The sequence below is a fragment of the Celerinatantimonas sediminis genome (genome assembly GCF_046054195.1).
In the GTDB taxonomy this organism is placed as follows: domain Bacteria; phylum Pseudomonadota; class Gammaproteobacteria; order Enterobacterales; family Celerinatantimonadaceae; genus Celerinatantimonas.
On sequence record NZ_JBEQCS010000009.1, the window covers coordinates 123426 to 149086 of the forward strand.

The 25661-nt window shown below is 43.1% G+C and carries 19 protein-coding genes; 7 read left to right on the top strand and 12 right to left on the bottom strand.

The window, feature by feature from the left end; genetic code table 11:
* Window positions 1–5 precede the first annotated feature (5 nt).
* Both ABTQ23_RS12200 and lplA read right to left on the bottom strand, forming a co-directional pair.
* Window positions 6–1481, bottom strand: a complete 1476-nt coding sequence (locus tag ABTQ23_RS12200; protein ID WP_408616009.1) for a potassium transporter TrkG — start codon at window positions 1479–1481, stop codon at window positions 6–8.
* 163 nt (window positions 1482–1644) lie between these two features.
* A complete protein-coding gene (gene lplA, locus ABTQ23_RS12205; protein ID WP_408616010.1) occupies window positions 1645–2661 on the bottom strand; it encodes a lipoate--protein ligase in 1017 nt (338 codons plus the stop codon).
* A 304-nt stretch (window positions 2662–2965) separates the two neighbouring features.
* Between lplA and ABTQ23_RS12210 the strand changes: the two genes are divergently transcribed.
* From ABTQ23_RS12210 to ABTQ23_RS12220, 3 genes are all read left to right on the top strand, one after another.
* Window positions 2966–4828: a bifunctional diguanylate cyclase/phosphodiesterase gene (locus ABTQ23_RS12210; protein WP_408616011.1), complete on the top strand. Its 1863-nt coding sequence runs from the start codon at window positions 2966–2968 to the stop codon at window positions 4826–4828.
* A gap of 328 nt (window positions 4829–5156) precedes the next feature.
* A complete protein-coding gene (locus ABTQ23_RS12215; protein ID WP_408616012.1) occupies window positions 5157–6440 on the top strand; it encodes an MFS transporter in 1284 nt (427 codons plus the stop codon).
* A gap of 244 nt (window positions 6441–6684) precedes the next feature.
* Complete coding sequence (locus ABTQ23_RS12220; protein WP_408616013.1) at window positions 6685–8268, top strand: glucan biosynthesis protein G; 1584 nt, start codon at window positions 6685–6687, stop codon at window positions 8266–8268.
* A gap of 64 nt (window positions 8269–8332) precedes the next feature.
* Here ABTQ23_RS12220 and ABTQ23_RS12225 read toward each other — a convergent pair whose 3' ends face one another.
* The 7 genes from ABTQ23_RS12225 to ABTQ23_RS12255 form a co-directional block, all read right to left on the bottom strand.
* Window positions 8333–8809, bottom strand: a complete 477-nt coding sequence (locus ABTQ23_RS12225; protein WP_408616014.1) for a discoidin domain-containing protein — start codon at window positions 8807–8809, stop codon at window positions 8333–8335.
* Window positions 8810–8875: 66 nt separating this feature from the next.
* The gene (locus ABTQ23_RS12230; RefSeq protein WP_408616015.1) at window positions 8876–10492 is read right to left on the bottom strand and encodes a GDSL-type esterase/lipase family protein; all 1617 of its coding nucleotides are present in this window, start codon (window positions 10490–10492) and stop codon (window positions 8876–8878) included.
* 25 nt (window positions 10493–10517) lie between these two features.
* Window positions 10518–11690, bottom strand: a complete 1173-nt coding sequence (locus ABTQ23_RS12235; RefSeq protein WP_408616016.1) for a pectate lyase family protein — start codon at window positions 11688–11690, stop codon at window positions 10518–10520.
* A gap of 8 nt (window positions 11691–11698) precedes the next feature.
* The gene (locus ABTQ23_RS12240) at window positions 11699–12784 is read right to left on the bottom strand and encodes a pectinesterase family protein (RefSeq protein WP_408616017.1); all 1086 of its coding nucleotides are present in this window, start codon (window positions 12782–12784) and stop codon (window positions 11699–11701) included.
* A 19-nt stretch (window positions 12785–12803) separates the two neighbouring features.
* Entirely contained in the window at window positions 12804–13562 is a 759-nt protein-coding gene (locus ABTQ23_RS12245; protein WP_408616018.1) for an oligogalacturonate-specific porin KdgM family protein, read from the bottom strand.
* 18 nt (window positions 13563–13580) lie between these two features.
* Window positions 13581–14411 carry a hypothetical protein gene (locus ABTQ23_RS12250; protein WP_408616019.1) on the bottom strand — a complete coding sequence of 277 codons (831 nt, stop codon included), beginning with the start codon at window positions 14409–14411 and terminating at the stop codon, window positions 13581–13583.
* Between the two features lie 74 nt (window positions 14412–14485).
* Entirely contained in the window at window positions 14486–16684 is a 2199-nt protein-coding gene (locus ABTQ23_RS12255) for a right-handed parallel beta-helix repeat-containing protein (protein ID WP_408616020.1), read from the bottom strand.
* Window positions 16685–16984: 300 nt separating this feature from the next.
* Here ABTQ23_RS12255 and ABTQ23_RS12260 point away from each other — a divergent pair, with 300 nt between their 5' ends.
* Together ABTQ23_RS12260 and ABTQ23_RS12265 are read left to right on the top strand one after the other, a co-directional pair.
* A complete protein-coding gene (locus tag ABTQ23_RS12260; RefSeq protein ID WP_408616021.1) occupies window positions 16985–18847 on the top strand; it encodes a putative nucleotidyltransferase substrate binding domain-containing protein in 1863 nt (620 codons plus the stop codon).
* Window positions 18847–19590 carry a 3'-5' exonuclease gene (locus tag ABTQ23_RS12265; RefSeq protein ID WP_408616022.1) on the top strand — a complete coding sequence of 248 codons (744 nt, stop codon included), beginning with the start codon at window positions 18847–18849 and terminating at the stop codon, window positions 19588–19590. The genes ABTQ23_RS12260 and ABTQ23_RS12265 overlap by 1 nt, the downstream gene beginning before the upstream one ends.
* A 65-nt stretch (window positions 19591–19655) precedes the next feature.
* Here the strand turns inward: ABTQ23_RS12265 and ABTQ23_RS12270 are convergent, their stop codons facing one another.
* A complete protein-coding gene (locus tag ABTQ23_RS12270) occupies window positions 19656–20822 on the bottom strand; it encodes an oligogalacturonate lyase family protein (protein ID WP_408616023.1) in 1167 nt (388 codons plus the stop codon).
* A gap of 75 nt (window positions 20823–20897) precedes the next feature.
* The gene (locus tag ABTQ23_RS12275) at window positions 20898–22676 is read right to left on the bottom strand and encodes a sodium:solute symporter family protein (RefSeq protein ID WP_408616024.1); all 1779 of its coding nucleotides are present in this window, start codon (window positions 22674–22676) and stop codon (window positions 20898–20900) included.
* A 462-nt stretch (window positions 22677–23138) separates the two neighbouring features.
* Between ABTQ23_RS12275 and ABTQ23_RS12280 the strand changes: the two genes are divergently transcribed.
* Window positions 23139–23840, top strand: a complete 702-nt coding sequence (locus ABTQ23_RS12280) for a dienelactone hydrolase family protein (RefSeq protein WP_408616025.1) — start codon at window positions 23139–23141, stop codon at window positions 23838–23840.
* Window positions 23841–23850: 10 nt separating this feature from the next.
* Here ABTQ23_RS12280 and ABTQ23_RS12285 read toward each other — a convergent pair whose 3' ends face one another.
* The gene (locus tag ABTQ23_RS12285; protein WP_408616026.1) at window positions 23851–24612 is read right to left on the bottom strand and encodes a class I SAM-dependent methyltransferase; all 762 of its coding nucleotides are present in this window, start codon (window positions 24610–24612) and stop codon (window positions 23851–23853) included.
* A gap of 101 nt (window positions 24613–24713) precedes the next feature.
* Between ABTQ23_RS12285 and ABTQ23_RS12290 the strand changes: the two genes are divergently transcribed.
* Window positions 24714–25490, top strand: a complete 777-nt coding sequence (locus tag ABTQ23_RS12290; RefSeq protein WP_408616027.1) for a helix-turn-helix transcriptional regulator — start codon at window positions 24714–24716, stop codon at window positions 25488–25490.
* Window positions 25491–25661 lie beyond the last annotated feature (171 nt).

The following is a 25661-nucleotide window of genomic DNA, read 5'->3' on the forward strand; positions in this document are numbered from 1 at the left end:
TTTATTTATGGCTGCCAAAAACTGCGAGAAAAGACGATCAAAATAGGGAAGATTTCTAATCGACCAAACAGCATAGCTGCCGACATCACCCATTTTGCAGAATCAGAAAGCGTGCCGAATGTTGAACCGGTCACACCATAGCCGATCCCCATGTTATTCATACACGCGGCGACCGTCCCAAATGCACTTTTTAAGTCATACCCTAATGCCAACATGACCCAAATGAAAATGCCTGCAAACATCAAATAGACAAAGAACAAACCATAGACGGAGTTCGTCACTCGCTCAGACACTCGGTTGTTGCCTAACTTAATCAGATAAATTGCTCGTGGATTGATGAGCTGGCGTAATTCAAGGTCGCTACGTTTATACAAAATCAAAAAGCGAATTGCTTTAATACCACCGCAAGTTGAACCCACACAGCCACCAAAGAAACTGCTGGCAAGCAATAGTATCATCACATAAGTCGGCCATTTATCGATGTCGTTGGTCATCAACCCGTTATCGGTCATCATTGACGCACTTTGGAAAAAGCCATGCACAAACGCTTCTTGAAAACTGTAAGTGTGGGTTAAATACAAAGATAAAATCGTAAATGCAGCAACAGCAAGCGCCACCGAGAGATAAAAGCGAAACTCCGCATCTTGCCAGATAGCTTTGAGGCTGCGCCGATTCACCGCCAGAAAATACAGCGCAAAGTTAACTCCCGCCAGCAGCGAGAACACGCCACCGACCATCTCAATAGAAGAGCTGTGATAATAACCTAAACTAGCGCTATGTGTGGAGAATCCACCTAAGGCAACAGTTGCAAGGCTATGACAAATCGCATCAAAGGCATTCATACCGGCAGCGTAAAAGGATAATGCACAGACAACCGCCAGAGCGACATAAATAAACCACAGATGCTTTGCCGTATCCGCAAGTTTAGGCGTGAGCTTATCTTCTTTAAGTGGTCCGGGAGTTTCTGATAAATAAACTTTCGAGCCACCAATTCCCAACGAGTTAAAGACCGCCGTAGCTAACACGATAATCCCTAAACCACCGAGAAAATTAAGCTGAGCACGATAATACAAAATCGCTTTGGCTGTGCCATCGACTTGGCTAATGACCGATGCACCTGTGGTGGTGATCCCCGATACCCCTTCAAAAATAGCATCCGCCACCGAGAAATTAAGGTGCCTATCCAGCAAAAAGGGCATCGCGCTCATCAGCGAAAAAAGCACCCAGAAGATCACAACGACCAAAAAGCCATCTCGACCCCGCAAACGGATATCGGTACTTCGCTTGGTAAATCGGCCAAAAAAGCCAATCGAAAAGGTAATAGCAAACGTGATAAGAAAGGCTGTGATATCACGTTCTTTATAGATAACACATAAAATGATCGGGATAATTAGCGATAAGCTAAACAAAAATATCAAATAACTACAGATATAGAAGATCGCTGAAAAACGACCTTCGTAGTACTTCGCATTTTTAATCATGGTGTGGTTTTCACTAGTCTAATACTTAGGCTCGATAAGCCAGGGACCCAGCTTGAGTGTTCTTAGTTTTAAAACGCCTAACAAATTAAAAATTGATGATAGTCGAAATCACCCACCTACAACGCGCCGATCATGCCACTGTTAATGTGATTTGCGAAGCTTTTTATGCGAGCTGGCTCACTAACCAGTGGGCAACATCTTTACATTGCGAGTCATCAAGCTCTGGCTCATCAGCACTTAAAATGCGTTGGCACAAGGCATCGCCTTGATATAGCTGCCCAACTAAACACGCTTGCAAAGCCAGCAACGGCTGAGGATTTAAGCTATCGGTAAAAATTTTTACGCGCGCTAAATGTCCTTTTTCCACATCAAAATGCAGCTCAATACTGCCCCAGTCGAAGCGTTCATTTAAATAATGGCTGAACGCAGGAGCTTTACCATAATTCCAATCCCAACTACTTTGCAGTGCAAAACGCTCAGCAAATCCGGGCAAGTCAGGAAAACAGTCCTTATCGATAACCTCAGGCTCAATTGGCCCGCACTGATAATACTGCTCAAAAGAGCGGCGAATGGCTAATGAAACCTGCTCATGATCCAGCTGTGGATTGATTTCACATAAATTCATCACCCGCGAACGAACGGACTTAATTCCTTTGCTTTTTAATTTTTTAGGATCAGGATTAAGGTAATCACCAAGCCGTGAGAGCTGCGCATTGAGCAGTAACGTGCCATGGTGAAAGCCACGGTCTTTGGTTTCGCGATAAGCAGACCCAGAGATTTTTCGGACCTCACCGCCTGCTAATTCAACTTGTAAGTCGTTTCGCCCAGATGCACTGGCTTTTAGGCCGAGTGAGCTTAGTGCGTTGAGGATAATTTGGGTGGAAACCTGTTTATCATAACCGGGTTTGGCAGCCATAAAGGTAAAGCAACTATTGCCCAAATCGTGGAATACCGCACCACCGCCACTGCTTCGTCGAGCAAGCTTCACACCATCTTCATCCATTTTGCGGGTATTGCATTCTTTCCATGGGTTTTGTGCTTGACCAATCACGACGGTATTGTCATTTTGCCAAAGGAATAAAATTTTCTGATGATGCATCGCTCTGAAGATGCATTCTTCAACCGCCAAGTTAAACCACGGATCATGAGAGAGGGAAACTAAAACTCGATATTCTTGCATAATCGATCCAAAAAAATAAAAAACACCTATAGTTGCAGCAGTATACACAAACAACCATAGACTAATATCCTATTTTAGCCGATACACGAACATGCTTTTTAGCTATTTCTCAATGCTCATAATTCTGATATTTTTGATACTTATTTGTTCAACAATCAGCATAAAATCGATAACCAGTAACATATCGAAGGCTTTCACATTGGCCAAGATAATAAGCTATCTTTCAGTTGTACGGATGTAGGAGAATGTCAACGAGCGCTTAAGCTAAAAATTTACAACCAGCCTTGAGTGCTCTACGACCGATATGGAAGACGAATACTATCGCCAGCAGTTGTTCAAACTGAACGAACAACTCAATAAATTAGCACACACCAGCCCCGGCAACGCTGACAAGGAGCTTATTGCCTTAAGTTCACAGATCAGCCAAACGGCGATGCAGGCGGTAAGTCGTTTATCCAAGCAAAAAAACTTTCTTCGTAAACAGCAGCAGCTTCGCTCGCAGCGTTTAGATCTCATTTTGCAGGGAGCTGCTGTCACCATCTGGGAATTAGATCTTAAATCCAAACAGGTTTCGTTATCCGGTGAGCTAAAACTTCCGAACTCACTGCAGGTTGAGACACAAAATCAACAGCAGTTGTCAATGTGGCTCAAACGGATCCATAAGCAAGACCGGCAGCGGCTAAAATCTGAGTTCATCCGTTATCTAAGGGCAGAAAAAGCTTATCTAGATATTGAGTTTCGAATGTATGACCCGCTCGGTGGATATCGCTTTGTCCAATGTCGAGGTATTGGTAATCGTTCAGCACTTAGCAAATGCCCAACAAGCATGGCTGGGACTCTCAACGACTTAACTGATGTGCACTATCTTGATGCTGATTGTGGGCTGATGAATCTCAATTACTTCTCAGATGTATTCGACGATGAAGTGCATAAAAATGATCAGCTCAGTTGTATTGTCATTAACATTGCCAATATGCATGACTTAAGCACCATGTTAAGTACGCAAAGCCGAGCAAAACTAATGCAGCGAATTATTAATCGTATCTGCAAAGCTCGCCGGCCACATGACTTATTGTGCAGCATCGACAAAAGCCAATATGTATTGCTCATGCGCGGGCTTGATAGCAGCCATTTGGCAACCATCGCCGAGAAGCTTGCCCAACTGCTTAACCGCTCACTCTACTTAGATAATCAACGCTTATGGATAACGCCGCAAGTTGGTGCGATTGATGTAAAGGCGCACCAACTGGCCAGTGCCGAACAAGTGCTGGGGGCTGCCCGTTCAATATTCCTTGAGCTTCAAGGCAAACATCAAGCAAGTGCACTTTATCAGCAACGTTATCGAGAAAATAAACGACTACAGCTAGAAACTGAACAATGGATCCGCCAAGCCATCGCCCATGATTGGTTAGTCCCTTATCTGCAACCACTGGTTGATTTTACAAGTTGTACTGTCAGAGGCTATGAAGTCTTAACTCGTATTGAGCATCCGCAATTGGGGTTAATTCCACCAGGACAATATATTCCGGTTGCAGAACAGACTGGACTAATTGTCCCGCTCACCGAAGTCTTGATCGAAAAAGCAGTTAAGATTGCCCAGTCACCAGAGTTGCATCAGATGCATCAACATCCATTTCGTCTGAGTATCAATATCTCCGCCAAACAGTTCCATCAGCGCTCTTTACCTCGACAACTAGCGATGCAGCTGAAAAACGCCAAAATTGATCCGCAACGAATCAAAGTAGAGCTTACCGAATCAGATGTGATGGAAAATATCGATGCGGCGGTGGGAATTATCGAAAGCTTTCAATCCCATGGGATCAAAGTTGCATTGGATGACTTTGGTACGGGCTACTCATCACTGGCTTATTTGCGCCAGTTACCGCTCGATATTATCAAACTAGATCGCAGCATCGTCAGCGGTGTCACCGACAATGAACGCCAATCGGCGATTGTTGAAATGATCTTATTACTCGCTCAGCGTATTGACATGCAGGTGATTGTGGAAGGCATAGAAACCCAACAAGAATACCAGTATCTGCGCAAACTAGGAGCAAACTGGGGACAAGGTTATCTCTTTTCTAAGCCGCTACCGCAAGATGAAATAGTTCACAAGATCCCGGCCATTGAGCAGCAGCTAAAAGAGCTCAACGATATGTCAAAATAACGACAGGACAATATAGATTAGATTGGGAGAAACCTTCGCATATCTGCTGTCGGGTTCTTTTAGCTTTACCCAAAGCACTAAGGCCAAGACACCGACAGTTATTTAGTTAACAAACTCAAATAAATTTGATCTTCCCCAATTGGAAGTAAATTTAAACAGGTAAGCGCAAAGAACCACTGCATTGAACTGACGAAATCATGTATCATCGCGGCGATGCTTTCGCTCTCATGCGATTGCACTTTTTGGGTTGCCCTGCTTGAAAGACAATCCCCAAAGCCTGCCATAAAAGGCACTGCTTAATTTTTAAGTTATGAAGTGATTAGAAACTATGTTTGCACAAAATCAGACCGCCAGTCTGTCGCTGCGCGATTATAAAACCATTGTCCTTTCCATTTTGGGAGGCGCACTGGAAATCTATGACTTTGTCATTTTCTTATTTTTATCGGTTACCATTGCCAATGTTTTCTTTCCACCGGGCATTCCGCAGTGGCTAAGACAACTAGAAACCATGGCTATTTTTTCGGTCGGGTATCTTGCCAGACCTCTCGGTGGCATTTTGATTGCTCATTTTTCCGATAAAATCGGTCGCAAACATATGTTTAACCTGACCGTCTTGTTTGTCGCCCTGCCATGTCTAATGATTGGGTTACTGCCAAGCTATGCCCAGATTGGTATTTGGTCACCAGTATTACTGCTGCTAGCCCGACTAATTCAAGGTGCAGCGCTAGGCGGTGAAGTTCCCAATGCTTGGGTATTTGTCGCCGAACATGCACCTAAAGAACACCGAGGCTATTCGCTCGGACTGCTACAAGCCGGACTAACCTTGGGCTATATGTTCGCCGCATTAACCACGACACTCATTACGACTCGCTATTCTGATCAAGAGATCCAACAATGGGCGTGGCGAATTCCATTTATTGTTGGCGGGTTCTTTGGCTTTATTTCTGTGTGGTTGCGTCGCTGGTTAAGTGAAACACCGGTCTTTTTAGAGCTTAAACAAAACAAAAAACTCGCCAAACGTCTGCCTCTTGGTGAAATTCTAAAACACCATCGCCAAGCGGCTATCCCCAGTGCCATCTTAACGGCCGTACTAGCCTCGGCAGTGATTATGGCAATTGTGGTCACCCCTATCACCTTACAAAATGAGTATGGCTTAAGTCCAGGGACAACGTTTGAAGTCAGCTGTATCGCCATTTTATGTTTGAATTTAGGATGCGTAATAGCAGGCAAAGTGGCCGACTGGATTGGGCCTTGGCGAGCCATTGCACTCTATAGTGTACTGCTGGCATTTGGAACAACACTATTAACGTGGTCACTGAACAGTTCCATGAATGTGCTAGTGACTTGCTACATTATTGCCGGTTTGTGCAGTGGAGTGATCAGTGCCGTTCCGGCGATTATAGTGAAATTATTCCCACCAGCGGTAAAAGTGACAGGTATTTCGCTTATCTACAACATTGCTTATTCGGTCTGCTCGGCGGTGATTCCGATGGCATTATTGGCACTCTTGCACTTTGATCATTGGGGTATGGCCTTCTATTCATGGCTTATAATGCTCCTAGGGTTAGTGACCGTTTACTTTTATCGCAACATAAAAACTTACGGTGATTAAACCTTTAGAAAAGCACATCCCAACAGGCGAAGCTCGCCCTTCGCCTGTTTATCAGTAAACACCTACTAACATCTACCTAAAACTCTGACCTTTTATATCCTTTTATAGGTACTCACATCTGAGTGAAAATTCGTTAGACTCTGTAAAACCCGAAACAATGGGTGTTTTATAAAATAGTTGTTCTAAGCTCAACTATGATCAAACTACATCTTCGGTCACTACACAAAGAGGTCAATAATCGTTTATGAGCCAAGAATTTTCCCTTAAACGCGCCAGTGGATGGATGTCGCTGGTCTTATTGGCAGGATTTACTCAATACAGTTTTGCTTTTGATTTATCAGATGTGACAGCTCAGGCTCAAAAATTAGCGAATGAACCTTACCAGAGCCCGCAAAGCAATCTCTCCCCCACATTTAAAAAATTGCAATTTGCCGATTATCAGCAAATTCAATTTAAACCAGGCCATGAGCGCTGGAAAGCACAAAACCTACCATTTAAATTAGCTTATTATCATCAGGGGATGCAGTTTGACACACCGGTAGATATCTATCAGATTGATAATCAAGATGTAACAAAAATTCCTTATAAGGCCGATGATTTTACCTTTGGCTCGGTACGCCACGATGCCAAAGCGGTCAAAAACTTAGGATTTGCTGGATTTAAAGTGCTCTATCATCTCTACCCGAATCGCCAGTGGGATGATGAAATTGCCAGCTTTTTAGGTGCAAGCTATTTTCGAGTCATTGGCCCCGATCAGACCTATGGTCTATCGGCTCGAGGGCTAGCCATTAACACCGGGCTTGCTCAGCCTGAAGAGTTTCCTCGTTTTAAAAGTTACTGGATTGAGAAACCCAAAGCCGGAGATGACCACCTAACATTGTATGCACTATTAAACTCTAAAAGTGCAACTGGTGCTTACCAGTTTAAAATCTATCCGAACTATCAAAATAAAGGCGATGCTAGAGTTTACATCAAAAGCCGTATTTACCTGCGCCACAGCGTAAAACGGCTCGGAATTGCGCCGCTAACCAGTATGTTCTTATATGGTCCAAACCAGCCATGGCACACTCAGAGCTTTCGCCCGCAACTGCATGACTCAAACGGTTTAGCGATGCACACCGGCAAAGGCGAATGGATTTGGCGACCACTGGAAAATCCGCTGAACGACCCACAACACGTCTCATATAGCTCATTTGCTATGACCAATCCCAAAGGTTTTGGACTATTGCAACGCGGTCGTGATTTTAATATGTATGAAGATTTAAAAGACCGTTACGACCGTCGGCCAAGTGGCTGGATTGTACCTGATAACGATTGGGGCAAAGGTCATGTGGCACTCGTTGAGATCTCATCGCCAAATGAGACCAACGACAACATGGTTGCCTTTTGGGAACCGGCCAAAATGCCAAAACCAGGGCAGTTACTCAAGTATGATTATCACATCGACTTTAGTACCCATGAACAGCGTCTGCGTAGTCAAAAACTAGGATATGTTCAAAATACCATGCGTACCCCGGGTAATATTTATCAGAATAATCTGATCCGCAAACCGGATGGTTCACTGGCATTTTTAGTTGATTTTGCAGGCGGTGATTTGGCCAAATTAGCCGCAAATCGAGCGGCCTTAAATACTCAGATCAGTGTGAGCGATAATGCAGAGTTAATCAGTCATCATCTGCAATATAACCCTGTTAGCAAAGGCCAGCGCTTAGATCTTCGAATTAAAGTCAAAGACCCAAGTAAACCAGTTGAAATGCGAGCCACCTTAACCAAAGATGGTCACCCAGTGACAGAGACTTGGAGCTACTTGTTAAACCGTACTCAGTAGTTATCTCGTTTCAAAACAAAAGCCCCGCAGCAGCGGGGCTTTGCGTTAAAACTACTGCCGCGTTTTACAGCGCGACATGTTCAACTTTTTTAGCGCTATTAAATTGAATTTCGTTAATGGCGCTCCAGTGATTTACATCTGTGCCATAAACATTAAATTTCACGTATTTTGCTTTAACGGGTGAAAATGTAAAAATTTCGCCATTTTTGGCTTTGAGATTGGTTTGTTTCGCAGCACTTGTCAGCGGTTTCCAAGTCTGATTATCTAGCGAATATTCAACATCAAATTTTAAACGGCGCTGGTCGCCTTTAAAGGGAATAATCAAGAAGTTTTTAAGTTCAGTATTACTTGCCAGTTCAAACTCCACCCAACCTTTATTTGGAATTGCCCAGCGTGTGCCCGGTTTACCATCTGCAATATGTTCAATCAGATGGCCTTTTTCTGGATTCGCGCCAGAAGCGGTAATATTGCTAATACTTGCAGCCGAAACAGAAAATGCCAAACTCGCTAAAAGTGATACTAACAAGATATTCTTTTTCATCTTTGAATCCTTTTTAATCGTTATCCGCATGAGGGCACCACTGTCTGCAGATGCCCGATTTAGCTCTTAGTTAAGGTATTGGGCCAACTCACTTAAATGGCTATTTTGTTTAATTGCTCCGGCAACCACTGATGCCACCATTTGCGCACCGCGCTGCTGAAAATGAGTCGTATCTGGTTTATCAACACGCCCGGTGCGGTTGCTGTAATACGGATATTTTTGTGGATCGACCGCTAACCAATATTTTTTCCAATTGGCGTTTCCAATTTTATTGGCTTGAGCAATGGTGCCCGCTTCCACATCTAACAGCGGTACGCTATTTTTTTGCGCTGTATCTTTAATGGTTTGTGAATAATCCCCGACAAACGCATAGTCATGTTTACTTGAGCTTTTGGTGTAATGGCTATGCACAACCGGCGTTTCTTTACGTCCATGCGCATTTTTAAAACGCGTAGTTGGCGTTAACAACACTGGAGTCATCTGATGAGCTCGTGCGTAGTTGACATAAAATTCCAACGAGTTTGCAAAAGACATCTCAGGGTGACCTTTAGGATATTGCTCTTTACCCTCGGCAGTATTGGGATAGGTACACAAATTAGCCACATCGACTGCACCACGGCCAGCTTTGGCTGCATCGCATTTCTCATCGTTATGCCCCATTTCGATAAACAGATAATCGCCAGGGCGCATCATGCTGGCAAGATAACGGAACCATCCCTGATTGCGATAAAGCCTTGAACTTCGTCCCGACTGAGCACCATCCACCACCTGCACATTTTTTGGGTCAAAATGTTGCTGGAATACCTGCCCCCACCCCATACGAGGAAACTGCTGATGGGTATAGATAGACGCGGTTGAATCGCCGACGATAAAGACTCGAGTCTTCGCATTTTGAATCTGAGTCAATTTTTGTTCAATTTTAACCGCATCGACTGCAATGGTATTGCCGCTTAAATCTTTATCCCCAATAGGTTCAAACGCTTTATTGAGCATCATCACCTGCGATGGCAAACCTTTAGAGCTCTGATAACCACGATTTTCCCAAATCAATGCATTGAGACGGTCAACTTTTCCCTGCCAACCAGAAGCATAATCAATGGGGTTAAAATCTTTCGGTAATCCCAATTGCCCAACCGCTTTGCCAAAAGCTGTATCAAAGTTTTGCAAGGCAAGCTGATACCGATTTTGAGTTACTTTTTGCGTATCAACCGCTTGTGATAACTGCTCAGGACCGGCAAACCCCGAGTGAGCCGCAATCTGCGATGTAATGTAATCAGTTAGCGGATTTAAATTAACGGTTTGTGAGTTTCCTGCCTTTGGCGCACTTAATGTAACCGATGCCAGACAGATACCCATTTGTTGGCTTTCATCGCTACACTGGGCACCTTTCTCTTTGGCCGCAAGGACCAACGGCGCCGACAGGCCTGACACATCTGCACTAAAATGGCCATACACATCAGTGGTTGTTGTAACCTGCTTGCCATTTTTCCCTTTAATTTGAACATCGGCGGGAAATAACATCGCATCCGCAGATACAATTCCCTCAACAATGGCTGCGTTCGGATTATGCACAACAGGCGGCACAGGCGATGCAGATGACTCAGCTTTTGAGCTGTCTGCGCATCCGCTCAGTGCTGTAAACACACACAACGCCAAAGAGGATATTAAAATTTTATTTTTCATTACAGATCCCTTCATAAAAGCAAGCTTAGTTCATCAAAAGATGACCACTGCCCGCCTGAGATTTTAAGGAGTCTAAGGTTGCAGTTGATTTCAGCTGATACTGATAAGGGATCTGCCAGGTGGCATCACTGCCTTTATCACACGCTTTAAAATCAAATGGCTTGTCATTAATAACTGAGCCATGATCGGTCAGCGTACCCGAGTCATCTTTGTTAAAAACAGCTACGACCTGACATGGACTATTCAAATTCTTTATTTCAAACAGGTTATTTTCTGAAATAACACTGCCCTCTTTACCCAGCCCAAATGAATACAGATAACGGTAACTTGCACCTTCACTACGATCGCCAATGAATAGGTTGTTATAAACATGAATTTTGCCAAACCGAACCCGAGGAGTGCGCTGCACAATACTTTTAAAAATATTGTCCATAAGCGTTACCCGTAATTTGCCGCGATCTTGTTTCCCATTATGATCGCTGTGACCAATTAGCATGGTTTTATCATGTTCATCAAAGAGTGAATAAGAGACAGTCACATAATCACTGGCTCTTTTGATATCTAATGCGCCATCGTGTTGAACATATCGCCAACCATCTTTTTCGGTATACATTTCATCGGTAAAATGGCCGTCGGTGATAGTGACATGATCCACCCATACATGTTCAGAGGTGATAACGTTCATGCCATCCCACTCAGCATTCCAGCCATCCCCTTTTTCAAAATGAGGCGCCACATCTTTAGGCGTTTCAATGTGAATGTTACGCACGATAACGTTTTGAACTTTCTTAATCACTAACGAGCCATTGATAAAGCCAGCATCGGCTGTCACACCAAACACCGTTGTATTGCTCGGCAATTTAATTTGCGAACGAGATTTTTGATCGCTAAAACTGGTAAACGGTTTACCATCACTTAAGTCAATGACGCCCTTAATTTGAATAATCTTCGGGGCATCACCGCTTTGGCGAATTGCCTCAAGCAATTCGCTGCGATTCGTTACTGTATAAATATGCTCTGCGCTGGCTTTAGCACCGCCGGTGGTGCCTCCTGCAACTCCGGCCCAACTTGCCGCTGGTGCGCTTTGCAATGCAATTTTTGAAACTAGCGGAGCCGCATTACAGGCACCGACCATACCTGTAAATGCAACACCAACCAGCGTACTCACGATAGATTTACGACTCCATCTGACCATCATTGTCCCCACTATGCTTTAAACCAATCTCCACCCAATATCTTCTCGATAGTTATGCCTTTAGCCTGACTATCACTGAGTTTATGAGCGCCTTTAATACTGGAAGCCCCTGGGCCATAGTTGTGGTAGCCCAAAAAGCGTGCATCTTTATCTGGATAGAACCACTGCCGCTCGTGATCTTTTGTCCAGCCTGACATTTTGTCCCAACCAAACAGATGGTCACCCAAATAGCTATCGATATACAAAGTAGCTCCAATCGCATTTGGATCGGCATAACGACCATCTTTAAAAGTCCGAGTTGGATGCCAAGGACGTCCTAAACCAAAGCTGTCTTTAGGCACACCTTGCTCTTTGACGATTTCACTATGGAAAAAGACCAATCCGTATGGCTGACTAATATCCGTGCTTGGTGCAGTGATATAGCCCATTGGGCTCGTTGGGATAGTCCGTTTTCGAGCAATGACTTTACAGTGATCAAATACCGCTGTACCACCGCCAAAAATGAAATCGACATTGCCTGCAACCACACAGTCTTTGAAATACGAAGTACTGCCGGCTTTGACAAACAAGGTGTCTTGATAACCATCCATCACTACATTTTCAACTTTTACATGCTGCGCTTTTTGATTGATCTCAAATGCAACAGCCTGTGAAGATCGGATCTTCGTTGGGTCTGATTTTGGCTTCTCATCGTTGGTTGGATAATCAAAGCTGTTTTTAACAGTCAGATTTTTGAGCACCACATCATTGGCATTGACTCGGACCACAAAGCTTCCGGTAGTTCCCCAATGTTTGCCATCAGGGCGGCTCATCCCAGAAGCCGCATTATATTCGATGACCGTTTTATCCCGGTCTTGACCAATCAGTTCAACACCGGGGGCGTTAATTTCAAACTTCTCATTATAAACGCCATCTTTGATATAGATTTTATAGTGCTCTTTACCACTAGTTTTAGCTGCAGCAACAGCCTGTGCAATTTTAGTATAATGCTGGCTCTGGCCATCTTGTTGAGGCACAACAACCGCATCATATTGAGCTGCATAAGCCGAAAAGCACAATAATCCTGCTAACGGCAATAATGCATAGCGAATATTCATTTAACTATCCTCTGATTTCTTAAAAATAGTAATTAAAACCAGCTGTCAATCGAGCTTCACGCGTATCACTAGTCGTTGATGCGGCTAAATCTTCAACACCTACATAAGGCTGCCATTCATGATTAAACCGATACGATACCGTTAATTGCTGAGCATAATCTGTCGATTTATTATCAGCTAACGTATAAGTTGCGTTGTAATAGGTATATTCATACGCAATACCTAATCCACTTTCAAAGCTGTATTTGGCGCCTAATCGATAAACCTGGCGATGGTCAGATGGAGTTTTTGGATGATCTGACTTACTGTTCGCATATTTACGAATTTCATATTGATACTGCCCATAAGCATAAAATGCTTTATCAAAATGATATTTAACTTCTAGTCCCGGAATATAACGAGCACCTCGATCACCGTTATCGCTAATTTCATCACTATCAAAGTCATAATCATTATCTGTATCCGTATAAAATTTTAAACGAATGGATGGTGTAAATGTCCATTTATCGTTATACCGATAGCGATAGCGAATATCAAAATAGTTACTAACGTTGTTAATATCGTCAAAGGTGTCATTCTTTTTATTAAATAAGTTTAGCCCAATTCCCAAATATAACCCTTTATCGAATTGATAATGCATAGCTAAACGATCTTCGTGCATTCTTAAATGCGTGCGATACATATGTTGATATGAGATCGCAGCTGTATTAGCCAGTGAAGGAAGTGCAATAACGCTTGCCAATATACCTGTGGCTAAAGCTAAATAATGTTTTTTCATGATATCACCTATTTCATATTAGAAGTATATATTGGCACCGAGTTCTAACACTGCATCTTGTTTAGGTGCAGATGATGAACCTGATTTCTGATCGACTTCGAAATACGGAATAAAATGATGTGTTTTATACCATCCATAGTACTGTACTTTCACTTCACTATAATAATAGCCATGTTTGTTGTTATACATATAGGATTTCACATCAGTACAACCTGAGCTTGAACAGCTCTGAGCACCATGCACACTATAAATATAGTCATACAGGCCAATATACTGGAATCGCCAATTTTCATTTAAGCGATAGTCAATCCCATATTCAAAACGATGTGTCCCAGTATCTGCTTTTTTACGATAGGTAATCTCTGAACCACCTACAGTTTTTGTACCCATGCGGTCGGCCCGACCATAACGGCGATACTGATAACGGTAACGGATATAAGCACCCCAATTATTATTGAGTTTGCGGTATAAGGTTGCCCCAGCAATATACTGCATACCAACGTCCATAAAGTCTGTTTCAAACGATGGTGTTAAATAAGTTTTCTTATTTAGATAGGAGGTATATTGCAACACTAACCCGCCACTGCCGCTATATTCGTTTTTAAACAGATAATCGCTGTCATCTGGATACATGCCGAATTTGAGTTCATAATGGAAGTTTTTAGGCGTGGTATGAACGATTTTAATTGAATCTGAATGTCTCCTTCTGGTCCATTGATAATCATGTTCATATTGCACATACGTTTTACCCGTTACCGTATCGTATAAATCAGATACGTCAGAAGTAGCATGAGCATACCATGAGGCGAAAAGCAGGCCTCCGACTACAGTTAAATATCCTTTTTTCATAATTTTTACTCAATTATTTAAAATAAAAATCTAATGGATATATCCAATAATTATTGGATATATCTATGGGTCCACTAATACAATAAATTTCGAATCGCTTTTACTTCTTTTCTAGCTTCTGATTCAGTTGTTACTGGTTTACTTATAATGGAATAGAGTTGTTTGAGTTGTTTCTGGCTATAGTGTGTTTTATTTTGACCATTTTTATAAAATTCATTTGAGCTTACAACATCGCCGTGAACAGCATCATCATTGTGTTTACCTTTATTCAAATGTATTGATACATTTTCAGATAAATATGCAGGCCTTAACATAGTTCCATATGGATTTTTGCGGATAATATAATTAAAGCGCTGATTATCAATCGACAGATCGTTAAGAATTGTTAATGAACCAGGGTTAAAGTTATCAGTAATCCCATCCATATGATTATTAAATGACAAACTATTAATCAAAGAGTGTCCAACAGGTAATCCTTCGCCACCTAGTTTAAAACCATTACCACGATGTCCACCTTTCATATTTTTCATATGAAAAGTTTGACCATTATTAAAGGCAATTGAATTAATAATTTTAACGGCGCCATTAGGACCATCTTCAACTTTATTGAATAAGTCGAAACCATCATCGACATTATGGTGAGAAATACAATTCACCAAAGTATTGCCATCACCGACGCGCATTTTAACGGCAAAGCCATCCGCGTTAATCTGTGATTTATCCATATTGTTATAACTTTCACTATTGGTAATGAGGTTATAACTGGCCCATAAGGCACGACCAATACCGCGTGATGAAGTGACCTGTATTCCTGTATCAGGGGCTTCGTGAACCGTGACATGGTCAATCCAGTTATGGCTGCCATTAATGATGAGACGTTCACCGACCACTTCGAAATTAAATAGCTGCCAGTTATTGGCTTTAACTCGCACCTGATCGGTAAAGCTTACATTACCTTCACCAATTAAGACTTTGGGTTGCGTAGCGCCGCCGGATAATGATGGGTCAAGATATAAGCCTTTATATTTGCCGCTGGCTAAATGAATCTCACCACCTGGAGCCACCAGTGAAACTGCAGTCTGTAAATCCACAGGATGGCTTTGGCTACCATCATTTTTGGGTGAACCATTAACAGCTACATAAACATCACGAGGGTTGGCTAACTGAGAACTGTATTTCACTTGCCAAGTTTTCGTACTGCTTACTTCTTTTTCACCTTGTTTGGTGAAGGTCAGTTTAAACTTGCTTGAATCTTTGACCTGCGCGGGAACACTGAGCAATTCGCCAGCTTGCAGCTCAACAGGCTCACCGAGGGCTTTACCATCTTGATAAACTTGATAAACGCCTGCGTAATTAGCCAACGCCTGCACAGCATAGTCATGTAATCCGGTGAGTTTTGCTGAAGCTACCTCAACAAGCGTTGGTGTTTGTGGTGACTGATATTGCGGCGCATTCACGGTATGAGCAGTGCTGGTTTTTAAATCCACATTGGCAAATTTCACTTTGGCATTACGCGCTGCAAAAAAACCAACATATTGATGTTTAGGATCCTGCACACTGACCAAATTCGCTGGTGCTTTTATCTGATACGACTGTGTTTTACCGTCTTGCGTAATACTAACTTCAAAGTTTTTATCGTTGCGGACCAGCATCATATGATAGGTATGACTAGCATCATGGGGTAAGCCTTTGACGTAGTCATGACGTTTCAACAAATTATGAGGGCTTCCCCAAGGCGCTTTAATCCCTTCGCGATAAGAGCCGTTCGCGTTTGCCATGCCATCATTTGTTCGTGAGTGAGAACGCAATAAGTTCATTACCATATTTGAGGCAGATGGGAACTCTTCATGCCCCAAAGGTTGAGGATTGGCTCGAGCGGGGCCAATGATATCGCGAACGATCAGGCCTGCACCTTCCTGACGATTCGGCGTTGCTCCTGTTTCTGGCCCCAGCTCTTCTAACGTGACATCAGCCGATAGCGAAAAATTCTCATCGGTTGGCAAAACTGTGTAATAGAAAGTGCCGCCCTCGTGGGAGTTGGCAAGTTTCCCACCGCGACTTTCAATGGTGAAATGGTCCAATAAGGGACCCGCTTTTACGACTTGTTTACCATTATGGGTAACTTCATTCGTTCCTATTTTATTAGGCAGAATGGTCGAACCAAAATTCAGATCAGTCGATTGCCCAAATGTAATTGGCGTCCACACATGAGAGGCTGCGTAGGCACTAGATGCTGACATCATCAACAGTGCAGAGGCACACGATGTCAACACGAATCCGCATTTATTATTCATTTCTATGACCCAATTTTTTGAAAAGTTAACAGTATTGAAATATTTAAATAAACCGATATTTTTAAATTAAAGAAACGCCGTACCTTTTTTATTTATTTTGTTTTACTATTAACGCAACAATGTTTCAAACAATACTTATGCGGATTGTGACATTAGGATTAAATTCAATTGCCATACATACGATTTATGTGATTTTGTTCACTATTATGAGTACGTTAAGGTGGGATTGTAGTTGGATCTCCCATAGACTAAAACTGCATGACGCCTAAGGAGAAGGTTTTGGATACAACCTTATTACCCAATATTTGTGACTTTTTAGCCAGTATCGATCCATTCGATAAATTGCCTAAAAAACTGTTAGAGGCTATCGCTCAGCAGATCCAGATCCAATATCTGCAGCATGGTGATAGCCTTAACTTTCGCAGCGATGACAGTGAACATTACCTCTATATTTTGCGCACGGGCGTGATTGAACAGCGCCTGGAGAATGGCGATCTTCGAGCACGGTTAGGTGCTGAGGATCAGTTCGGATTCACCTTCTTTGAACGTCAGCAAGACAGCGAGCTTTATCACGCGAAGGTTTTAGAAGATGCGCTGTTGTATCTGATTCCGCGAAGTTCTCTGCAGACTTTGCTGGCCGATTATCCCCAGTATCAAGCTTATTTTGATGCCCATGCAATTGTTCGTTTGAACTCAGCACTAAAGGTCAATTGGTCCAATGATAAGGCGCTGTTTATCCGTAAAGTTTCGGAACTTGCCCGGCATAAAATAACTGTCGTCTCACCACAAATGAGCATTGCCGAAGTGGCTTATCAAATGAGCCAAGTAACCATTAGCCCACTAGCCGTAATACAAGATAAAGACCAACTCTTGGGCGTGATTACCGACCGCGATATTACGCGGCGAGTCGTTGCTGAGCGGATGGATTACAACACACCCATTCAAGATGTGATGACTCCTAACCCAGTCACAATCGATGAAGATGAGCTGATCATGCACGCAGCGGCACTGATGATGCAGCACAATCTGCGAAGCCTACCGGTAACGCGTAATGGCCAAGTCAGCGGTTTTCTCTCAACATCGCATCTGGTGCAACACCACCGGATGCAAGCGTTATTCTTGATTGAGAAAATTAAATATGCCGAAACTGTCGATGAACTGGCGAAGCTATCCACTGAAAAACAGGCCGTTTTTGAAGCATTGATCGATGGCAAAGTCAGTGCCAAAGCTACCGGCCATGTCATGACGCTGATTATGGACGCCTACACTCGACGCTTGATAGATATGGCAATTGACCGGCTTGGTCAATCGCCGTGTGAATTTAGTTGGGTGGTGGCAGGCTCACATGCCAGAAGCGAAGTTCACCTGCTCTCTGATCAAGACAGCGCCATTATTGTTCCCAAAGATAGTCTCAATGAGCCTGACAAAACCTATCTTCATCATCTCGCCCAATATGTCTGTGAAGGGCTGGCGCGATGCGGCTACCCTTTATGCTCTGGCCACTATATGGCGGCCAATCCAACTTGGTGTCAGCCGTTATCAACTTGGAAAGAGTATTATCAGCGTTGGGTCGGTAACCCTGAATATGAAAAATTGCTCCATGCGACGGTTTTTTTAGAAGTTCGCACTCTTTATGGTGACCCGGCACTTTCTACAACACTACAAAATTATCTTTATGAACTGATTCAAAAAAACCACCAATTTCTAAGCTCTCTGACCGAGTCTGCTATTTTAAACAGCCCGCCGTTGGGGATCTTTAAAAACTTCGTCTTAGAAAAAACTGGCGAAAATACCAAAGAGCTGAACGTCAAAAAATATGCGCTCAACCTCATTGTCGATCTGGCTCGCATTTACGGATTATCAGTTGGGTGCCGCGCCACAGGAACCGAAGAGCGCTTTGAAGCGGCCTTTAAGGCTGGAGCGATTAAAAATGATGCTTATCAGAATATTATTGGTGCTTATCATTTTTTATTGCAGGTTCGCTTAGACCATCAGCTTCAAGCACTGAAATCGGCGCGTCAGCCAGATAATCATATTGCACCTGAAAACTTTAGTAGCTTTGAACGCAAACATTTAAAAGAAGCTTTTAAAATTATTGCCGACACACAAAGCTTCGCGAAATTCCACTTTGGACGTCACTAATGGGACATTATTTTTCGCAGTTATTAGAACCTTTAAAAGGCTCATCAAAAACCAAATTACTCAAAGCAAATCAAGCTCTTCAACGTGAGCCAGGGATTGGCGCTTGGTTAAGTGCTCCAGAACCAGATGAAGATATAACCCTTGATCAGCAAAGTTATCTGGTCATTGATATTGAGACCAGCGGCTTTAATCCCCGAAAAGATGCTATTTTGAGCGTTGGTTTTGTACCGATTGAAAAAGGCCGCATCAATCTGGCTAAAGCTGAGCATTACTATATTAACGATGCGCTAAACATTAATCCTGACAGCGCGGTAGTCAATCACATCACCCCACAAATGCTAAGCCAAGGTGAGCCGCTCAAACAGGTTCTGAATTATCTCTTTCAATCATTAATTGACCATGTGCCAATCGCTCATGGCTGCTGGATAGAACAACAATTTTTAGCCGCTCAACTTGAGAGCATTTGGAACTTAAAAAAATTGCCATTGCAGTGGCTCGATACGTTACAGATTGAGAAAGCACGTATAGCTAATGGCTGTGTGCCACATCACCAAGATGTTCGACTCACCAATTTGCGCCAGCGCTACCATCTACCGGAGTATCAAGCTCACAATGCGTTATATGATGCCATTGCCACCGCTGAGCTATTTCAAGTCATGACTCGGGCCATTTATGCCACTAAACAGCCGCCTTCACTTAAAGAATTTTTCCATTATCAGCAAAAAGCTCGCCCTAGTTTATAACTAAAAAAGCCATCTCAAATGAGATGGCAACCACAACGAGCATATCTAAGGACTATTTGTTCTTGCTACTTCATTGCTTCAGGAACATCTGCCAGATAGATAGCCGGTAAACCCTCAGCATCAGTGGTATAAAGCACTTTTGAACTATCTGGACTAAATGACGGATGGGGATGCGTAATCTGGCGATCACCATCTAAAACTTTCCACGAACTACTATGTTTGACCAATCGGTGCGCTGATTTGTTTTTGCAATTCAGCACATATAAAAATGGGTCATTTTCTATTTCATAGTTTTTACTATCAGACACATCAACCGGCGCATCGCAGCCATCGCCCACCATCAATGAACCATCGTAATTACTCATCAAATGGGATAGTTGCGGCATTTGCATCACCAATTCATTTTCTAAGGTAACGGGGTCTGCTTTGTAAATATGACGCGCAGTTTGTCCTTTAAAATATGAAACATAAGCAAGAGCGCTGCCATCAGGGATCCAAAACTCATGAGTACATGATTCGCCCTTGGCCTGCTCATGCACTCGCCGAGCTGGCTTGCCATCGGTTCGATTAATCAGCCACATTCTCTCAACCAAATCGTGTGGGCCTTCATGACAAAATGCAATGGTGTCGTTATCAAATGGCCGATAAATCGGATGCCCTAACCAGCGCTGCTCATTTAATAGCTCTTCACATTCACCGGTGCGAATATCGACATTAATGAGCCGACAAGTTGGATTGGTAAAGTAAAAATCCCGAAAGATTTTCCAATCCGTCAACGGCGTCCAGCAGCTTCGAGCAATTTCAATCCCGACTAACTGCGTGCAATCACTATTGGCGACCCAAGTGCCGTAACCAACCCAATCACTTGGAACCCGATAAACTAAGCGCTCTTCAAGCGTTGCTAAGTTCACTTCGAGTAGATCTGATTCATTTTTCACATAATAAAGTGATTTTTCATCATGGCTTAAAAAGCCGCCAAAGGTATTATCACCTTTACCTTCGGTCAGTTGAACTGCACTTTGGGAACTTAAATCCATCAGGTAATAATTACGATTGCCCCCATCGAAATCACCTGCAAACAAAAGCTTTGAGCCATCCTTGCTAAAGCATTTCTGGTAGAAATAATTGCGATGACAAATAACATCTTTAGGAGTTAACCGAGTGTAATGAATCCCGGTTTCATCATCACTAACTTCTTCAAATTTAAGAGTAACTTTGTTTCCTTTTGGCATAACCGTACAACTCCAAAAATCGTTAAGACAGCCAGAAACATCTCTGGCTGTCAGTTTTAACTTAAATCGCAAGCCTTACTGATGATGTAAGTTTGGCGCAACATCTAACAGGCTTTCTTCAGACTTGGTGGCACTTCGCATCAACAGATACCCAACCAGCAATACAGCTAAGGCACAGAATAAGAACAACACGCGCCCCCACATTGGGTTTGGAATCAAGACCATCAGCACCAGGCCACAGCCCATAATGGCAACCAACATTCCCAATTTTTTGCGTTGTTGACGGTCGAACTCGCTCTGACCTGGGCCTTCTACGACTTCAGTATCAACATCATGGAAAAACTCGTCGGTTTTTTCTTTGTATGGGTCTTTGTCTGGATTGTAGAAAAAGCTGGTCAACCAGAAGAAGCCCAAGGTAAAGATTAAGTGTGCGGCAATGGTATCCACTAGGCGCAGTGCTGAGAATTCACGACCCGTTAAGTGAGTCACTCCAAACCAGCTCGCAACGACATTTGGTGTAACCACTTCAAAGACCATATAGCTGATAAACAGTCCGAAAATAACAGTTACCCAAGGAGCCCATTTCGGCGTTTTACGAATAAAGATACCAGCGAACAACGGAACCAAAATAGGTGATTGCAACAAGGTAGCGATTGTCATCATCAGATCGAACAAGCTCATATGTTTCAGTGAGTTGAAGAACTGAGCCATGACGATTACTAAAATCCCATTGATGATACAAACTATCTGTCCGGCGATAAGGTTTTCTTTATCGCTAGATTGATGTTTACGCAGCACGTTGGAGTAGAAACTGCGAACAAAAATCCCTGAGTTACGGTTTAGAGCTGAATCCATCGAAGACATGGTTGCTGCAAACAAACCCGCCATCAATAAACCAACCGTCCCAACTGGCATCGCATTACGAGCGAAAACCAGATAAACCGCGTCAGTTGCTTTAGCGCCCAATTCAGGATAAGCCTGAGCCGCATTTGGATACAAAATTGCGCTAGCCCATGGTGGAATGAACCAAATAATTGCACCGCAAATCATCAAAATCATCGCTAAGATCGCCGCTTTACTGGCGTTTTTAGAATCTTTAGCATTCAGGAAACGATAAGATTCCTGCATGTTATTGATACTTTGCAACTGTTTGACAATAAAGAAGAAGAAACTACCGATGAGCAATAACGGGAAGTGCATGTCTGGACCCATGATAAATCCAGATGGGAACTTCGTGATAATCTGACCCGGTCCACCAACCACAACTAATGCAACAATGGCACAAGCTATCGAAATAACGGCAACCACCAGTGTCTGAATAAAGTCAGAAGCGACAACCCCCCATGCGCCACCAATCAACGAGATCAGTAACACAACAATCCCTGTAACCCAGATAGTGGTCGTGATATCGGCTTTAAATACTGCCGACGCAAACACGCCTAATCCGTTTAACCAAACCCCTGCGTTAATCACACTCAGAGGAATGATCACCCAAGTGAAGAATTGTTCGTTAACGCTACCAAAACGGCGCCGAACACCTTCAGTTGGAGTATCGACACGCATCTGACGGAACCGCCGAGCAAAATAAAAATAGGCAGCCACATAAGCTAGAATGTTCCCAATGAAAACACCCAAGATAGTGAAACCGTCGCTAAATGCCTTCCCTGCAGCGCCGGTAAACGTCCAGGCGGAGAACTGCGTCATGAAGGCGGTAGCCCCCACCATCCACCAGAGCATTCTCCCGCCTCCACGGAAGTAATCACTACTACTGTTTGAGGCCATTTTTTTAAATATCACGCCGATAACAATCATCAGCAGAAAATAGCCTCCTATCACCAGATAATCGTAATTCATCTTTCTATTCCCTTGAAACATTGTTTTGATTTAATCAAATAATAGTTTTAAAAAGGAATCAGCTTCGTGATTCAAATCGAAACTCTGGTTCATTTTTGTGAAAAATGACAAATTTGTGAAATAGATCTCGTTAATCGATTAGGGCAACTGACTAGTGATTTTTTTATTGATGGCTCGCTTAGAGTACGATAACTACATTAATAAGCGCAGTGATGTATCCATCAAAAGTATCAACCATTGTCATTGATCACACACAAATGTCATCTTATCGCGCTGCAAATGATGCTTTATTAATGAACTGCATGAATAGCGCCAAGATTTATCAATAATCTCTCGGCTTTTTTTGAAAAATCTTCACAACATTTCACTTACCTCTTGATCACACATACACAAAGCTAATAATACAAAGGTGGGTCATACAATGATGTTCCACCAACAACCCATCAACTAAGAGAGGTCAATGTGCAAAAAAATTGGATTAAGTTACAAAGCGATGAAGACTTTAATGGCTATCTCTCTGTGCCGCCCACAGGCAAAGGACCTGCTTTGGTCTTGATTCAGGAGATCTGGGGCGTCAACCAACATATTCGCTCTGTAGCTGATGGCTATGCTCAAGCAGGTTTTGTCGTACTTTGCCCAGATGTTTTCTTTCGCCTAACGCCAATGCTCGAACTCAATTATGACCAAGCAGGTACGCAAAAAGCGTTTGAATGCAATTCAAAACTCGATGTTGACAAGGCAGTTGAAGACTTATGTGTGGCGGTTGATGTTCTAAAAAATCGCCCTGAAGTCACTGGGAAAATAGGCGTAATCGGTTATTGCCTTGGCGGTAAGCTAGCCTATCGCACAGCCGCTGCGTCATCTGATATCGATGCGGCAGTTTGTTATTATGGTGGCGGGATTAGCAATTATTTAGATGAAGCAAAAAACTTAACACAACCGGTCATCTTTCATCATGGCGAACATGATGATCACATTCCACAAAGTGACGTTGCCAAAATAAAAAGCGCCTTTACGGCGCATGACAACGCGACTTTTTATGATTATCCCGATGCCGGACATGGGTTTAACTGCTGGGGCCGTCCAAGCATGTACCATCAGCCATCAGCCGCTCTCGCGCAAGGCCGCTCGCTAGAATTTCTAGCCGAGCAGCTTTGTTTCTGACACTGAAACGTTAATGCGCCACAATAAATGCCGATTGCAGTGTAAAACTGCCGTCGGCATCAATCCCATAGTATCTGCGCACTTGCTCTGCGGCCAACGCCGTTAAAGAGCGAATTGTCGCCACATGTTCACTTGGCGGCTGCATTCTGGCAATCCATGCTTGATACTCTAAAAATAATCCAAATTGTTGGCATGACTCAATCTGTAAACCATGTTTTGATAACCCAGCAGCCCACTGCGAAAGAGAAAAATCCCGAACATGCGATGGGTCGCGAATCATCTCAATGGTTTGTAAAAAACTGTCTAACAGAGGATTATCACACGAAATCACATCAATGATTATGGCCTTACCTGTTGGCTTAAGAACCCGACGAATCTCGCTCAATGCTCTCTCCCAATGGGGCCAGTGATGAGCACTGTAACGGGTGACCACAAAATCAAAACTATCTTGAGCAAACGGCAAACTGGCAACATCGCCCTGACACACCTCAATATTGGTTAAACCGCGATGAGCCGCTTCTTTAGCCACAACGTCTAACATCGACTGAGAAATATCATAGGCACACACTTGTTTCACTTGGCTTGCCAAGGTAAAACTCACATGCCCACCGCCACAGCCCATATCCAGCACATGAGCCTGCAGATTGTTATCAATTTGTTGTTTTAATAGTAATAAATCGTTACCTTTGGCATGAACTGCACTATTTAAGTAGGCAGTTGCCTGTGGGTTAAACTGCGCCTGCACTAACTTCTGATGTGAATTTTCGCTCAAGATCCGCTCCTTTATGACCAATTGGCTTTCGATATGCGGCCATTGTCTGTACAACGGTATCTGGCAACAAGCATAGAAAATATAGGGGGATAAAAGCTACCATGTTGAAGGCTCAGAACTTATTGGGACAATTTATCCGCGCCCACCGAGAACAGCTCTCGCCACCAGAAACGCGTACCACTCGGCGGCGCACGCCTGGTTATCGCCGCGAAGAGCTTGCCGAAGAAGCTGGATTAAGCACCAACTGGTTGACGCGATTAGAACAAGGACGTAGCCAAACGGCTTCCGTTTCGGTCTTAGCCAGACTGGCTCAAGTGCTAAAACTCAATGCAGCTGAACGGGCCACCTTATTTGAACTGGCTGGCAAATATGACCCCTATCCAGATATGCAAAGCGCACAATCTAAAAATATCAGTGAGCCGATTTTAAAATTGCCAGAGCAGTTCAATGGCCCCTGTTATCTACTTGACTCATACTGGAATGCGCTAAGCTGGAATACTCAAGCTACCGAGCTATTTATCGGCTGGCTAGATGAATCACAAAGCGAGCGAAATCTGCTGCGCTACACCTTTTTAAACCCAGCGGCACAGACATTAATCCCGAATTGGTCAGAGCGCGCCCAACGGCTCGTCGCTGAATTTCGCCCTGAATATGCCCATCACAGTGAAACAGAAAAAATGGCCGAGTTTGTTCAGCAATTGCAGGAGCAAAGCGAACTGTTTAAAGCATTATGGCAAACGCAGCAAGCGCGTTACCGCGATGGCGGCATCCGCTATTTTATTCATCCAACGCTTGGCCATTGTCAGTTTCAGCAGATCAACTTGCAAGTGAGCGCAGCGAGTGATTTAAAGTTAGTGTGTCTGACACCAATAAATTGAAATTAATTCATGAAGACATCTAAACATCTATAATAATATATTCATAATCAATGAGTTATTATGAAATCGATATCAATAATAAAAATTAGTGAATTATTAAATCTTTAAATATGAATTTTTTTCAATTGGACGTCTAAACGTCCGTGGTAGTCTGAGTGGGTTCAATAAAAA